Below are 14,606 nucleotides of genomic sequence, written 5' to 3' on the forward strand. Positions count from 1 at the left end.
GTACAAGGGGGTTCAGCTTCCATGAAGAATAAAAAACGGTTGACTGCCTGGATGGCATCAACTGCCATTGTCATGAGTGTTCTCTTAACCGCATGCGGACAAGTGAATCAGAACACCGATTCCGCTCCGAAGAAAGATGCCGATACACAGAAACCGGCTGCTACTGTTTATCCATTGACAATCACGGATGCCACGGGCAAGAAAATCACGATTCAAGAAGAACCAAAACGCATCGTTTCATTGATTCCCAGCAATACAGAGATTCTTTATGCTCTCGGCCTCGGTGACAAGGTGGTCGGCGTGACCAAGTGGGATGATTATCCGCCGGAGGTTAAGAAAAAACCGGTGATCGGCGATCTGAAACCGAATGCGGAGGCGATTGTCGCCCAGAAACCTGATCTCGTCTTGGCTGGCGCTTCTGCAAATGGGAAGGATCTCGATGCATTGCGCTCGCTCGGATTGAACGTGGTAGCATTTGAGCCGAAGACGATCAAAGATGTGGAAGAGACGATCCGCGAAGTAGGCAAAATCACAAACACGGAAGCCAAAGCGGAGGAAGTCGTGAATGGGATGGAAGCGAAAATCAAGACAGTCACCGACAAAACCCAAGGGCTGAGTGATGACAAAAAGCCGCGCGTCTATGTGGAGGTTTCCCCGGCGCCCGATATATTCACAGCCGGAGAAGGTACTTTTATGGACGAAATGGTGACACTCGCCGGCGGCAAAAATATTGCGGGTGATCTGAAAGGCTGGGCGAAGATTTCAGGAGAACAGGTGATCGCCAAAAACCCGCAAGTGATCATTGCCACATATGGTCTTACGCCCGATGCGGAAAAAAGTGTAGTTGAGCGTTCCGGCTGGTCGGGACTTGATGCTGTAAAAAATCATCGGATTGTCTCGGTCGATACGAATCTGGTTTCTCGTCCGGGACCACGGATTGTGGATGGGCTCGCTGAATTTGCCAAAGCGATCCATCCGGAATTGTTCAAATGAAAACGAAAGGGTTTCTCGTGCTGCTTACAGCAGCACTCTTCTTTTTCGTCTTATTGCTCGCAATTGCTGTCGGCAGTATATCCATTCCGTTCTCGCATGTCGTCTCTTATCTCCTCTATCATGTACCTTTTGGTGATCGTTTCGTGACACCGAACTGGAGCCAGACGGAAGAGGTTATTTTGTCTCATATTCGTATTCCGCGCACCTTCTTGGGATTAATCGTCGGTGCTTCTCTTTCGGTAGCCGGTGTGGGATATCAAGGAGTCTTGCGCAATCCGCTTGCGGATCCTTATATATTGGGGGTTTCTGCAGGAGCTTCGGTTGGAGCCGCGAGCGTGATCGGTTTGGGGATCGAAGGGAATGCTCTTGGGTTGTTTGCCGTTCCTGTCGCGGCTTTTCTCGGTGCATGTGCCGCGTTGTGGCTCGTGTTGACGCTAGGCCGTATCGGACCTACTCTCCGCATGGAAACATTGATTCTCGCCGGTGTTGTGGTCAACGCCCTTTTTGGAGCTGTCCTTACGTTGATCCTTTGGTTGACACCCGGGAATGCCGCACAACAGATCATCTGGTGGATGATTGGGAGTTTGTCTCTGCGTGATTGGCATTATACGTGGATCTCCTTGCCTCTTCTCCTTGTCGCGTGGATGTGGATCGCATCCTATTCACGTGACCTGAATGCATTGGCTTTGGGGGATTTACAGGCGGAATCGCTGGGAATTCGTGTGGAACGGACAAAGTGGACGTTGTTGATCATCAGTTCGTTACTTGCTGCCAGCGCCGTCGCAGTCTCTGGGATCATCGGTTTCGTCGGACTGGTGGTTCCCCATATGATCCGCCTGATTTTCGGGGCAGATCACCGCATGCTCGTCATTTTAGCGGGGATCGGAGGGGGAATCTTTCTCGTGTTATGTGATCTAGTTGCGCGGGTGATTTTTTCTCCCGTTGAACTATCCATCGGTGTCGTTACTGCTCTGCTCGGCGCCCCTTTCTTTGCGTATCTGCTCCGTGCACGAAAACAAGGGGGTATTCTGTGATATCGGCCGAACATATCTCTTCATATGTAGACGAACGACAGATTTTGCGTGATATTTCTTTTACCGTGCAGAAAGGGGAAGCTGTTGCCATTCTGGGTCCGAACGGAGCGGGAAAATCGACGCTGCTCCGTCATCTTGCAGGGCTTAAAAAACCGGACGCAGGAGTCGTCTACTATAACGGAGAGCCTGTACATCTGCTTGCAAATAAAGAGCGCGCGCGAAAGATGGCTTTGCTTGTACAGAATCCGGAGGTCGCTTTTCAATTTACGGCGCTCGAAATCGTGCGTATGGCGCGATATCCTTATCTGCGCCGTTTTCAAACCGAAAATCAAAAGGATCATGCAATTGTTCGGGAAATGATGGAAAAGACATGTACATGGCATCTGCGTGACCGCACTTTGGATGAAATGAGCGGAGGAGAGAGGCAACGCGTGTTTTTGGCACGTGCCTTGGCACAAGAACCGGAGATCCTCTTGCTTGATGAACCGACTACATATTTGGATGTTTTCCATCAGCATGAATTACTGGACTTGTTGCAAAGGGCCAAACAGCAAATGGGTTTGACTTGGGTGGCCGTTTTGCATGATCTGAACCTTGCCGTGCAATATTGCGACCGTATTCTCCTTCTTGCGAAAGGGCAACTTGTCTCTTATGGGAAGCCCAGTGAAGTACTGCGACCGGACATGTTGGCGGACGTATATGGGGTGGATGTGATGGTCATGAAAGTGAAGGAAATCCCATTTCCGCAATTTGTATTTCTTCCGCGAAATAATATGCAGGGTGAACAAAATTAACCACTCGCCTTCAGGGGGAGTGGTTACATATTTTTTGTTTGGTATTGCTTTGCATAAGCTTCCACTTTACGCACATAATCCTGTGTTTCTTTGAAAGGGGGGATCCCGTTAAACTTTTCAACGTTTCCGGGACCTGCGTTGTATGCAGAAAGCGCAAGAGATGTGACACCATGGAAACGATCGAGTAAACTCCTGAGATAACGAGTACCCGCGTCAATATTTTCGGCAGGGTCGTACGCGTTTTGTACACCGAGTGATCGGGCTGTGGACGGCAGAAGCTGCATCAGTCCCATCGCTCCTGCGGGCGAAGTGGCGTAAGGATTAAAGTTCGATTCTTGACGGATGACCGCTCGAATCAAGGCAGCATCGATCCCGTACCGACGCGATGCCTGTTCGATGATAGGATCAATCGACTGACTCTGATCATGATCCAGCATTGGTTCATTCGGGGGTATACTTGCCGAAAGCGGCATCGTCTGTGATTGGACGGAGGAAGGATTCCTTTCGGTCTGTTTTTCCTCAAGCAAACTGAGGAGGAGAGTTGCGAAATCGAAATCGGTAGTTGGAGAGCTTGAATCTGAATTCCCGTCCATATCAGGAAATAAACGACTTACCTGCATTTGTGTGTAAGCTGATAAAAGCCGCACATCCAATTGAAACACCTCTAATCATGGTTAAACATTCCCTTCTAAAGTTTACTAAAAATATAGGGCCGGGTAAACTGAAAAACAAGGGAGTAGTTTTTGAGGAAAGGTGAGATCCGGGATTGAAGCGATTGGTTAAATATTTTGTGAACGGAATTATCACGATTGTGCCGATTGGACTTGTCATTTACGTGATCGTACAAGTCTTTCAATTTCTCGACAATCTGCTAGGGCGCTTCTTGCGGCAAGAAATGAAAAGTTACATACCGGGGCTCGGCCTGCTTCTATCGATCATTCTGATTACATGTATTGGAATTTTGGCCACAAACTACGTATCGCGCAGGATTTTTGATTTGGCTGACCAAATTCTCAAGAAAATTCCCTTTGTCAAGAGCCTCTACGCGATCGTGAAAGAAACGATTGAATCACTGATCGGTAAGAAACGTTCCTTCTCTCAAGTTGCTTTAATTACCATTCCAGGAACTTCTATGAAAATGGTCGGTTTCTTGACTTCGGATGACGCTGGCGCACTTACAGATTCTTTATCCGGATATGTCACTGTCTATGTTCCCCAGTCGTTTCAGATGGCGGGTCTGACCTTGCTTGTTCCGCGAGAAGATGTGGAATTGCTTCCGATCACAGCGGAAGAGGCAATGCGCTTTATCTTGTCGGCGGGTGTGGCAGGATACCGGAAAGAGAGTGTGAGCACGGACTAATCGGTGTTCGCTAACATCCCTGTGATTGACGATCAGACTTATAGCATTTAAAATAATGATAATATCATGTCATCCATTAATGGAGGTTTCGCTTTCACTTTGTGAAAAGCAAGCATAGGGAAGTACCGGGTGGTGTTAACCATGCAAAGCGCGAGTTATGAGGAAGCGCTGGAGACACTGAGGGCGAAGGGGATTCGTTTGACCTCACAGCGCCAATTGATCCTCAAATATTTGAAGAATACGCACAAACATCCGACAGCGGAAGACATTCACCGGGAGATCTCGCAAACGTTGAGCGGGATTTCGTTAGCCACCGTTTATAATACATTAAATACTCTTAAGGAATATGGTGTCATCCGTGAACTTTCTTACGGAGATATGGCCAGCCGCTATGACGGGAACGAAACACTGCACGCTCATCTTGTATGCGAGAAGTGCGGCGACGTCTACGATATCCCCAGTCCGCCGGTTAATGAAATCTATCCGTCGGCTGCGCGGGAGAGTGGTTTCATCGTCTCATCCTATCGATTGGAATATTATGGACTTTGTAAGAAATGTCAGTCACCCGCCTGAACAGGCGGGTTTTTTGGTGAAAACGGGAGTGAATCATAAAGACTCTCTAAATCTTTAGGTTTTCGTGTATTGTCAGGAAAAGGGGTCTGTAGTACAATACGAGCAATATAGTTATAAAGCTCGTGAAGCGTAAAAGAGATCACGGGATATCAGTTCGACAACAATCCATGCAGAAAATTTGATGATCAGGAGTGTCGGGAATGTCACAGGAGATTCTGAAGAACGTCCGAGGAACGCTTGAACGAATCAAACCATACTCTCCAGGCAAGCCGATCGCGGAAGTTCAACGCGAGTATGCATTAACCGATGTGATCAAGCTTGCTTCCAATGAGAACCCTATCGGCGCTTCGCATAAAGCACAGGAGGCGATCCGAGAAGCACTCTCGGAATTGCATTTGTATCCTGATGGGGGACAGACGCTGTTAAAACAAGCGTTGGCGAAACGATTTTCTGTTTCTGAAGATATGATCGTTATCGGGAATGGTTCTGATGAAGTGATCACATTTATCTGCCAGACGTTTTTGGAACCAGGCGACGAAGTAGTTGTCCCTACACCGTCCTTTTCGGAGTATGACTTTGGTACCATTCTTATGGGAGCGAATGTTGTTCCAGTACCCTTGAATTCTGATTTTTCGTATGATCTAAACTCATTTTTGGATGCGATTACGGAAAAGACGAAAATCGTCTTTCTCTGTTCACCCAATAACCCAACGGGAACCTATATACGAAAGCAGGAATTCCGGCAGTTTATCGAAAATCTTCCGCCTCACGTACTGGTTATCGTTGATGAGGCCTATAACGAGTATGTAGAGGCTTCTGACTATGCGCAAGGGCTCGATTTTCTGAAAGAAGGATTCAATATCGTTGTCATGCGCACATTTTCGAAGCTGTTCGGTTTGGCCGCTCTCCGTGTGGGATATGCAATCGGCCCGGCTGATATCATCGGCTACATTAGCCGTACGCGTGAACCATTTAATGTCAACCATCTGGCGCAAGTGGCAGCTTTAGCCGCTCTGGAAGATGTGGAACATATGAAAGAGAGCCTTCGTGTGAACCGGGAAGGAAAGCAGCAAATTTACGAAGGGCTCGCCGCACTCAATCTTTCCTATATTCCTACTGAAACAAACTTCATCTTATTTGATACAAAGGTAGATGCGAAGCAGGTTTTCCAATCGTTGCTGAAAAAAGGTGTCATCGTTCGCGATGGAGGGATCTTCGGACTCCCCACGTATATTCGCGTTTCCATCGGAACCGCAGAGCAAAACGAACGCTTTTTGCGTGAGCTGGCAGAAGTTTTGGCTGAACTCAAGACAAATGCGACCGTGTGATGGAACGTTATTGTTTTGATGGAAGGAGAGAGTGTGTTGAGTGCGGATAAGATGCAGGAATTGCGCAATCAATTGGATGAAATCAACCTGGAGATCCTGGAGCTATTAAATAAACGCGCTGATCTCGTTCAACAGATCGGTGAATTGAAAAATCAAAGGGACTGATCGTTTCGATCCGATTCGTGAAAAAGAGATGCTCGATAAGCTGGTGGCAGCGAATCCCGGCCCGTTTGATGACAATACGATCCGTCACTTGTTTAAACAGATTTTCCAAGCATCTCTGGGATTGATGGAAGAGAAGAAAAAAGAATTGCTGGTCTCGCGGAAACGACGGGCGGAAGATACGGTCATCGAACTTGGAAATGTGCGCATCGGTGGCGGTCAACCTGTTGTCGTAGCCGGCCCTTGTTCGGTGGAAACACGCGCGCAGATGGATACGGTCGCCAAAGGTTTGCAGCAGCAAGGAATCGTTCTGCTGCGCGGAGGTGCTTATAAACCGCGGACTTCCCCTTATGATTTTCAGGGATTAGGAGTTCGAGGGCTTGAGATCTTACGTGAAACGGCTGATAAATACGGAATGGTGGCTATTTCCGAGATCGTGACTCCAGCCGATATCGAATTGGCGCTCGATTATGTGGATGTGATCCAAATCGGTGCCCGTAACATGCAGAATTTTGAATTGTTGAAAGCAGCCGGCTCCGTCAACAAACCCATTCTTCTGAAACGCGGTTTGTCTGCAACGATTGAAGAATTGTTATTTGCTGCCGAATATATTATGTCTCGAGGTAATGAGCAAATCATTCTCTGTGAACGCGGCATTCGTACGTATGAGAAAGCGACAAGAAATACACTGGATATCTCTGCCGTTCCGATTTTGAAACAAGAAAGCCATCTTCCCGTTATGGTGGATATTTCTCATTCAACAGGGCGTAAGGACATTCTGCTTCCAGTTGCGAAAGCAGCTCTCGCGGTCGGAGCGGATGGTATCATGGTCGAGGTTCATCCGGAGCCGAGTGTTGCTTTGTCGGATGCGAAACAACAAATCGATCTGCAACAGTTTGCCGATTTGATGAAAGGCTTGCTGGAATCAGGATTTCTTCCCAAGAACCATACGGTTTCTGTGAAATAGAGATGGAAACGTATGCGCATGCAGGAGGTTCAACTCCTGCTTTTCTTGTGTAGGAGGTATCTGTATGCCGGTAATCACGTGGCTATTGGTTCTCGAAGTGGCCTATTTTTTTCTCCTGCTGAGTGTTGGCTATATTGTGGGTCGCATGATGAAAAAAAGGATGAACAAACGGACGGATGATGCGCCGAGTGCCCGTGATGAGAAAATCTACGGGCTCCTTTCGGTTCTGTTTATCCTCGTATCGCTTTTTTATATGATTTTTGGATATATTCCGGGATGGATCGGAAGAAACATCATTTTTTTCGGGGGTTACTATTGGGGAATGACGAGAAGGTTGCATCGCTGAAACCGTTGCACCGGTCAATCGACAACAAAAACCCCGCAGTGATTTCACACTGTGGGGTTTTTGAATTAAGCAAGCTTCGCTTTTGCTTGTTCACATAAGTGAGCGAAAGCTTGTTTATCGTTGACGGCAAGATCAGCAAGCATCTTGCGATTGATTTCCACACCTGCAAGTTTCAAACCATGCATGAGCTTATTGTAGGACAACCCGTTCGCACGAGCTTGTGCATTGATACGAGTGATCCAGAGTTTACGGAAGTCGCGTTTGCGTTGGCGACGATCCCGGAATGCATAAAGCAGGGATTTCATCACTTGGGCATTCGCAGTCTTAAACAGACGATGTTTGGAACCGCGATAGCCACGAGCGAGTTTCAAAATTTTCTTATGACGACGACGTGTAACGATACCACCTTTAACACGCGGCATGTTGTTTCACTCCTTAGAGGTAAGTAACAAGTTGTTTGATTCGTTTCTGATCGCCTTTGGAAACCAAAGCAGGTTTGTTTAAATGACGTTTTACTTTTTCAGATTTGTTCGCAAAAAGGTGACTGGTGTAGGCGTGTGAACGTTTCAGCTTACCGGAACCGGTGCGAGAAAAGCGTTTTGCAGCACCGCGGTGAGTTTTCATCTTTGGCATGCTGTTCAACCCTTTCTTGGTGAGAGAATCATGATCATTTGACGCCCCTCGAGGAGCGGGGCACGTTCGATGGTAGCGAGTTCACCACAATGTTCAGCTAAGCGATCAAGTACTTGCTTGCCGATTTCGGTATGAGTGATCTGGCGACCCCTGAAGCGAACACTCACTTTCACCTTATCACCGCTTTGGAGGAACTTGACCACATTGCGGAGCTTTGTTTGGAAATCGTGCTCATCAATGGTGGGGGACAAGCGTATCTCCTTGATGCTGACCACCTTTTGATTCTTGCGAGCCTCTTTTTCCTTCTTTTGTTGCTCGTACTTGTATTTCCCGTAATTCATGATCTTGCATACGGGGGGCTTAGCGTTAGGTGCGACGTTGACAAGATCGAGTTTGCGCTCCTCGGCAATTTCAAGCGCCTTTTGAAGCGGAACAATTCCAAGCTGATCGCCGTTGGAGTCAATCAATCGCACTTCACGCGCTCGAATCTTCTCGTTGATCTGCGTTTCGTGTTCGCGGCTAATCGTGAGTCACCTCCAGGTAAAATAAAAAGCGGACGTAGAATGACGTCCGCAATGATCACGCAGTTTGACATGAACCATCATGAACCCGTTCGCTACCTCGCTAGGGGTGAGAGACGGACGCCTCTGCTTACTCTGTAAATATATCAGACGGTCAAAAGTTTGTCAAACACCATTTGAAAATTACTTAGAAAATCTGTGGGGGCGGGCGTATGCTTTGTGCTTATACTTCGTGAAGGTCGTCTCGCATGGAATCATAATCAAATGTTGCGAGACGACCTTCAAAGTCGCTATTACGCGCAAAAGCATTACGCCCACCTAAAGGCACTTTTCACCCTTTGATTACACTATAGCTAGCGGCAAGAGTGGCTATCTTGAAAATGAGTGCTTGGGTGGGTGTATCGCTTTGCGCTTGGGTTCGATGAAGGTCGTCCCGCCCGGATTCTTAATAGAGGTTGCGGAACGACCTTCAACTCACCTCTGCGCCGCAAAGCGATACACCCCACCCAAAAGCCACTCCTTTGCTTGTAGTAGACTTATCCTTTCTCCCGGACAAGAAACTTTTCATTCTCTATCGGAAGCAATCTGTTTATGTTAATGGAGAAAAGGTGTTTCCTTTAAAGCTTTGTGCAAGGTCATTCTGTTTTTCTCCTCAATTTCTTTGCGCCTCGGAATCGGTTGAAAAAGTTCGTCGGGATCGATAAAGCGCTCGGGAAGAGAAAATGGAGAATCGCTTTTCCACTTTTCCCGCCATTTAGAAGGGAGCATGTCCGGTAAAGGCTGCTCTGACAACTCTGCCCATAAAAGCGTCCATGCACGGGGAACTACTCTCCATATATCGTAACCGCCTCCACCGACAGCAACCAGGCGCTTCCATAAAATTTCAGGATGAAGCGGTTTCTGCTTGTCTCCGTTTCATGCCTGACTGCTCAAATAGTCTTGCATCATGGAATCAAGCTTCGGTTTGAGACGTTCGAATCCTTTATCTCCCGCTGCGCGAAAATACAAGTTTCCGTTGTGGTCGAAAAGGAAGAACGCCGGTACATATTCGTTTTGGAACGCACTCGCTACGGTGTGACGGTTGTCTACACCTACGAGATGCGTAATCCCGTATGTGTTAATATCCTGTTTTACTTTCTCTATGTCCGTATCCGATTCCTGACGCGGCATATGAACGCCTACGATCTTCAGTCCTTGACCGATCCATTCATCGCGATAGCGAATGAGATCCGGCATGGTCTCGTGACAGATATGGCAGGAAACCGCCCAGAAATGAACGAGTGTGGGAGCTCCCTTGAACTCCTCAGGCTGCAAGGAACCGTTAAGCCATTCCGTAGCGCCTGATAGGTCAGGCATGGGAGTTCCTAAGCGCATAGGCATGGGAGAAACCTCCCTTCAATTAAGGTTGGAGCAAAGCTTCACCGGGCTTCCAGTTTGCCGGGCACATGCCACCCGCTTGAAGTGCTTCCAGGATACGCAGGGTTTCATCAACACTGCGACCAACGTTCAGTTCATGTACAGTTTGGTAACGAATGATACCTTCCGGATCGATGATAAAGAGTCCGCGAAGAGCGATACCTTTTTCTTCAATGAGAACATCGTATGCGCGAGCAACTTCTTTCGTAATGTCAGAAGCGAGCGGATATTCGAGATGACCGAGACCGTTTTGCTCGCGAGGAGTTTTGATCCATGCGCGATGGCTATGAACGCTGTCAACACTCACACCGAGTACTTCTGCATCAAGGTCACGGAACTCGGAAATACGCTCGTTCATCGCCAGGATTTCTGTCGGACATACAAACGTGAAGTCGAGCGGATAGAAGAAGAGTACGAGCCATTTGCCTTTGTAATCGGACAGCTTCACATTTTCGGCGAGCGTCTCAAGATTCTTGGTACTTGGCATGTTAAAATCTGGAGCTGGTTTACCAACCAACGGCATGATTGATCTCTCCTTTTTTTAGATAGATTTGTGGCATTTCCAACTTCACATGGGAATGCTCACCAAGTTCTATTATATCGCTCCTTCCCAATAAATAAAAGCATCTCTAATTTAAAAATGCTTCTAAAAGTATCCTTATACAAACTCAGGAACAGCATTATTATCACCCGTTTACCCTCTCTTATGAAAGGAAAGAATAACAACGATCAGATACAGATACGAGGAGGACTCATGATGTTTACATTGATTCAGGGGGCGGATATCTATTCCCCTAAACATTTGGGAGTGAAAGACGTAATCTTGTGCTTTGACCGCATCCTGGCGGTTGGTGATGATTTATCCCATTTTTTACATCTTCCGGATGTCACACACATCGATGCACGCGGCATGTATCTGTTCCCGGGTTTGATCGATCAGCATGTCCATATCACAGGGGGAGGCGGGGAAGGGGGATTTCATTATCGCACGCCGGAGATTTCGTTGTCCCACATTACGGCCGCCGGAGTCACCACGGTTGTCGGTGTTTTGGGGACGGACGGAGTGACGCGCAGCACATCCGAATTGCTCGCCAAAGCGAAAGCGTTGGATAATGAAGGAATCACCGCATATATTTATTGTGGGGCATATCAAGTGCCTACGCGAACGATCACAGGGTCTCCTCGTTCCGACCTTGTGTTTATCGACAAAGTGATCGGTGTGGGGGAAATTGCGATTGCGGACACGCGATCGAGCCACCCAAGCGAACAGCAGCTCGTCCAATTGGCGAGTGAGGCGCGTGTAGGCGGTTTGTTGGCAGGAAAAGCGGGAGTTCTTCATATCCATGTGGGAGACGACGACTCGAAATTAAGCAAGTTGTTTGACGTCATCAATAAAACGGAATTACCCAAATCTGTATTTGTTCCAACACATTTGAACCGAAACCCCGATCTTCTGCAAGATGCGATCCGTTATGCACAGGAAGGGGGATTTGTCGATATCACTTCCGGCATTCGACCGGATGAACATGATCATATCTCCGTGAAACCTTCGAAGGCGATCCGTCAACTACTCGATGGGGGCGTCGATCCCTGGCAGATCACGATGAGCTCAGACAGCAACGGGAGCTCCCCTATATTTGACGATCAAGGGAAATTGGTGGCAATGGGGATCGGATCGATTGCCACGTTATGGGAAGAAACGCGGGATGCCATTGTTGAAGAAGGGGTTCCGATTGAAACGGCGGTTGGAATCGTGACCCGCCATGTCGCGCGTGTGTTGAAACTGAATGACAAAGGAATCATACAAGCCGGAGCTGCGGGGGACGTCATATTGACCGACAAAGAGTTTCGCATCGTGCACGTTTTCGCGAAAGGAAGGCATATGGTAGAGAACGGGGTACCGATCGTATTCGGTATGTATGAAGATCGCATCATTCCGGGTTCACCGGAAGCGAGTGCACATACGGGCCGTAAAGACCTTAAGCGCGGACGCGCAATGATTGAACATGATCCTCGCGATCCAGATGATTTTCCCAAGCCTCCGAACAATGGAAGAAGATATTGCTGTTAAAACGGACGATTTATGAATATGGGAGGATGTCTCCCTCTTTTTTTCTTTTTAAAAACGAAATATTATTAATGGTGAATAATTGTCAGATAAAGGGGTTCGTTTATGAAAATTTTACAAGCTTTATTTTTTCCTCCGGAACAACCAGGGGGGGTATCGAGCATGATACCCAATGTTTGGAACCGTATGGTTCAGGAACGATGGGACATGGATTTATTCTATCTGCCAAAACGCGTCCGCAATAAAGGAAAAGAACCTGTACCCTTTGAGACGATGGATGTCGATCGTTTTGGCGAAAGTAAGGTCATTTCGAAATATATCCAGACATTGCAAGATTACGTTTGGTGGATTTCCTTGCAGATCAAACAAACGTACGACTTGATACACTGCCATCATCCATTGGTCGCTCTAGCGTTTAAACATTGTTATCCTCAAATACCAGTGATTTTGACGATCCATTCGTCTTATGAAACGGAACTGATGTTGAATGATCAGATTACACGATCAGGTCCTGAAAAGGAGTTTTTGACATCCATTTATCGCGAGGTTGAGAAAAAAGTCGAGGTGATCACGACTGTTTCCCATTCATTCAAACGATATTTGAGCCAATTCGTGATGAATCCTGAGCGGATTCGCGTGATTTATAACGGGTTTGACCAAACGATATTTCGCCCGAGTGAGCATAAAAACGGAGTTCCTCAGTTAGTCTCTTTATCCCGGCTGGTACCCGCGAAGGGGATCGATGTATTGATTCGGGCCTGTGCCGAACTCAAACGACGAGGAAAAAATTTTGTTCTTCACGTCATTGGCGACGGGATGGCACGGGAAGAATTACACCAGTTGTGCAAGCAATTGAATGTGCAAGAAGAAACGATCTTTTACGGTTATGTTCTTCATCCCCATGAATTCATGTCCTTTTTTGATATTTTCGTACTACCGTCACGGGCAGAGGCGTTCGGATCCGTTTTTGCCGAAGCAGCATTGTCAGGTTTGGCCTGTGTGGGTACGCAAGTTGGCGGGATTGCGGAACAGATCGTTCACGGGGAGACGGGACTGCTCGTTCCTGTAGATGATGCGATCGCATTGAGTGACGCGTTGCAAAAGTTGATCGATGATGAAGAATATCGGCAAAAACTTGCCAACGCGGGACGTGAATATGCGTTGAAACATTTCTCTTTGGACCGTGTGGTCAAGGAGTACGGTGAATTGTATAGATCGGTTCTTGAGGGAAATAAAACACGGCAGTCGAATTGACTGTCTTTTTTTTTATGATTCAATATGATTCCTTCAGTCTATCATTGATAGATTACAGCTTGGTTGCTATAATGTTACCATTGTGTAACGAAAGAGGTGTACTATGCTGCGGCGTTTCTATCTCGGATTATTGGCCATTGTCGTCGTTGCAATTGTCATTGCCATATCGAGAGTAGAAGCTTGGGTTTGGTACAATTGGCTGTTTCTTGCCATTCTCATGCTTGATTATAAAAAAGATCAACGAGAAATCGACTGGAGTCAGTTTCTTCCCAAGGGGATTTTGCTTTTGGGGATTCCTTATCTTGTATATAAATATGCCCCAGCTTTCTGGTACATGGTAGCGAAATGGGAGTTTCATAACGTTCATCATCTATGGAACTGGAACGGAGTATTCCGAAAAATTCCATTCAATAATGGCGCGATCTTTCGCGTGTACCACCCTGAATGGCTAACAGCATTTCTTCGCTGGGTTTACCGTTATGGATTTGCTCTCGCTTTATGGGTTGCGGTCATCCGCAGTTTTTTGGCGAAGGACGGGAGGAAGATGTTGCGCTATGTGCTTTCCGGACATACGCTCCAGCTTCCCCTAATTATTCCTTTCTATATGACGATCATGCTGCAGGAAGTCTGGTACGTTTCAGGCGATCCTGATGGAATGGCGAGGAACTTTACACCTGAACAAGCAGACTATTACACACAAAATTGTTTCCCAAGCATGCATACTTCGATTTCTGTAGCCGTCTTGCTCCTCGCTCTGAGGGAGAAGGGAAAACTGTTCAAATGGACGATGGTGACCTACTGCAGCTTGATCGTCTATTCGACCCTCTATCTCGAGATCCATTGGGTGCTCGACGTCATCGGAGGAATCATTCTGGGTTACGTCACTGTTAAGCTTAGCGATCTCTTGTTGGGCAAGATCTGGCCGGAGGCGGAGCAAGTGTCCGGAAAAAGTGCTCCCGTGGTTCTTCAATCAAAACCGCAAACGCAACAAATGCCCTCTTAGCTCGAGGCATAGTCATGCCAACCATAGAAAATGGTTGGCTTTTTCAATGTATAGGGAAAATGCCTTTTTTATAGGTTGTAGTTACCCGTCTATACGAATTGGGAGACTTTTGCATTCAATAAGAGTGTGGATGATTCCACCGCAGAAAGGAGTG

At 47.2% G+C, this 14,606-nt stretch carries 16 protein-coding genes and 1 pseudogene; 11 read left to right on the plus strand and 6 right to left on the minus strand.

Translation table 11 applies throughout. The features are described from left to right. Window positions 1-21 precede the first annotated feature (21 nt). From DNHGIG_RS15165 to DNHGIG_RS15175, 3 genes are read left to right on the plus strand one after another with little or no spacing between them, the layout of a single operon-like run. Window positions 22-993 carry an ABC transporter substrate-binding protein gene (locus DNHGIG_RS15165; RefSeq protein ID WP_282200374.1) on the plus strand — a complete coding sequence of 324 codons (972 nt, stop codon included), beginning with the start codon at window positions 22-24 and terminating at the stop codon, window positions 991-993. Further along, on the plus strand, window positions 990-2,027 hold the full coding sequence (locus tag DNHGIG_RS15170; RefSeq protein WP_282200375.1) for a FecCD family ABC transporter permease: 1,038 nt from the start codon (window positions 990-992) through the stop codon (window positions 2,025-2,027). Before DNHGIG_RS15165 ends, DNHGIG_RS15170 begins: the two co-directional genes overlap by 4 nt. Continuing rightward, the gene (locus tag DNHGIG_RS15175; RefSeq protein ID WP_282200376.1) at window positions 2,024-2,821 is read left to right on the plus strand and encodes a heme ABC transporter ATP-binding protein; all 798 of its coding nucleotides are present in this window, start codon (window positions 2,024-2,026) and stop codon (window positions 2,819-2,821) included. The genes DNHGIG_RS15170 and DNHGIG_RS15175 overlap by 4 nt, the downstream gene beginning before the upstream one ends. A gap of 23 nt (window positions 2,822-2,844) precedes the next feature. On the opposite strand, the gene DNHGIG_RS15180 is transcribed toward DNHGIG_RS15175, so the two are convergent. Further along, the gene (locus DNHGIG_RS15180; RefSeq protein WP_282200377.1) at window positions 2,845-3,474 is read right to left on the minus strand and encodes a lytic transglycosylase domain-containing protein; all 630 of its coding nucleotides are present in this window, start codon (window positions 3,472-3,474) and stop codon (window positions 2,845-2,847) included. A gap of 113 nt (window positions 3,475-3,587) precedes the next feature. On the opposite strand from DNHGIG_RS15180, the gene DNHGIG_RS15185 reads away from it, so the two are divergent. From DNHGIG_RS15185 to DNHGIG_RS15205, 5 genes and pseudogenes are all read left to right on the plus strand, one after another. Then, complete coding sequence (locus DNHGIG_RS15185; RefSeq protein WP_282200378.1) at window positions 3,588-4,181, plus strand: DUF502 domain-containing protein; 594 nt, start codon at window positions 3,588-3,590, stop codon at window positions 4,179-4,181. Between the two features lie 141 nt (window positions 4,182-4,322). Then, window positions 4,323-4,754 (plus strand): Fur family transcriptional regulator, encoded by a 432-nt coding sequence (locus DNHGIG_RS15190; RefSeq protein WP_282200379.1) that lies wholly within the window; start codon window positions 4,323-4,325, stop codon window positions 4,752-4,754. 200 nt (window positions 4,755-4,954) lie between these two features. Beyond that, a complete protein-coding gene (gene hisC / locus DNHGIG_RS15195) occupies window positions 4,955-6,082 on the plus strand; it encodes a histidinol-phosphate transaminase (RefSeq protein ID WP_282200380.1) in 1,128 nt (375 codons plus the stop codon). 36 nt (window positions 6,083-6,118) lie between these two features. After that, window positions 6,119-7,211: pseudogene (locus tag DNHGIG_RS15200) on the plus strand (bifunctional 3-deoxy-7-phosphoheptulonate synthase/chorismate mutase). Between the two features lie 64 nt (window positions 7,212-7,275). Continuing rightward, window positions 7,276-7,557 carry a hypothetical protein gene (locus tag DNHGIG_RS15205; protein ID WP_282200381.1) on the plus strand — a complete coding sequence of 94 codons (282 nt, stop codon included), beginning with the start codon at window positions 7,276-7,278 and terminating at the stop codon, window positions 7,555-7,557. 65 nt (window positions 7,558-7,622) lie between these two features. Here the strand turns inward: DNHGIG_RS15205 and rplT are convergent, their stop codons facing one another. The 5 genes from rplT to DNHGIG_RS15230 all read right to left on the minus strand — a co-directional run bounded on the left by rplT (window position 7,623) and on the right by DNHGIG_RS15230 (window position 10,650). Continuing rightward, entirely contained in the window at window positions 7,623-7,979 is a 357-nt protein-coding gene (gene rplT / locus DNHGIG_RS15210) for a 50S ribosomal protein L20 (protein ID WP_282200382.1), read from the minus strand. Between the two features lie 13 nt (window positions 7,980-7,992). Then, on the minus strand, window positions 7,993-8,190 hold the full coding sequence (gene rpmI / locus DNHGIG_RS15215; protein WP_282200383.1) for a 50S ribosomal protein L35: 198 nt from the start codon (window positions 8,188-8,190) through the stop codon (window positions 7,993-7,995). Between the two features lie 5 nt (window positions 8,191-8,195). Beyond that, window positions 8,196-8,714, minus strand: coding sequence for a translation initiation factor IF-3 (gene infC / locus DNHGIG_RS15220; protein ID WP_282201442.1), 519 nt, complete (start codon window positions 8,712-8,714; stop codon window positions 8,196-8,198). Between the two features lie 912 nt (window positions 8,715-9,626). After that, window positions 9,627-10,091 (minus strand): TlpA family protein disulfide reductase, encoded by a 465-nt coding sequence (locus DNHGIG_RS15225; protein WP_282200384.1) that lies wholly within the window; start codon window positions 10,089-10,091, stop codon window positions 9,627-9,629. Window positions 10,092-10,110: 19 nt separating this feature from the next. Continuing rightward, window positions 10,111-10,650, minus strand: coding sequence for a peroxiredoxin (locus DNHGIG_RS15230; protein WP_282200385.1), 540 nt, complete (start codon window positions 10,648-10,650; stop codon window positions 10,111-10,113). Between the two features lie 234 nt (window positions 10,651-10,884). On the opposite strand from DNHGIG_RS15230, the gene iadA reads away from it, so the two are divergent. The 3 genes from iadA (at window position 10,885) to DNHGIG_RS15245 (ending at window position 14,452) form a co-directional block, all read left to right on the plus strand. After that, entirely contained in the window at window positions 10,885-12,198 is a 1,314-nt protein-coding gene (iadA, locus tag DNHGIG_RS15235) for a beta-aspartyl-peptidase (RefSeq protein WP_282200386.1), read from the plus strand. 102 nt (window positions 12,199-12,300) lie between these two features. Beyond that, window positions 12,301-13,449 (plus strand): glycosyltransferase family 4 protein, encoded by a 1,149-nt coding sequence (locus DNHGIG_RS15240; RefSeq protein ID WP_282200387.1) that lies wholly within the window; start codon window positions 12,301-12,303, stop codon window positions 13,447-13,449. A gap of 103 nt (window positions 13,450-13,552) precedes the next feature. Next, window positions 13,553-14,452 (plus strand): phosphatase PAP2 family protein, encoded by a 900-nt coding sequence (locus DNHGIG_RS15245; RefSeq protein ID WP_282200388.1) that lies wholly within the window; start codon window positions 13,553-13,555, stop codon window positions 14,450-14,452. Window positions 14,453-14,606 lie beyond the last annotated feature (154 nt).

The organism is Collibacillus ludicampi, assembly GCF_023705585.1.
Lineage (GTDB): Bacteria > Bacillota > Bacilli > Tumebacillales > BOQE01 > Collibacillus > Collibacillus ludicampi.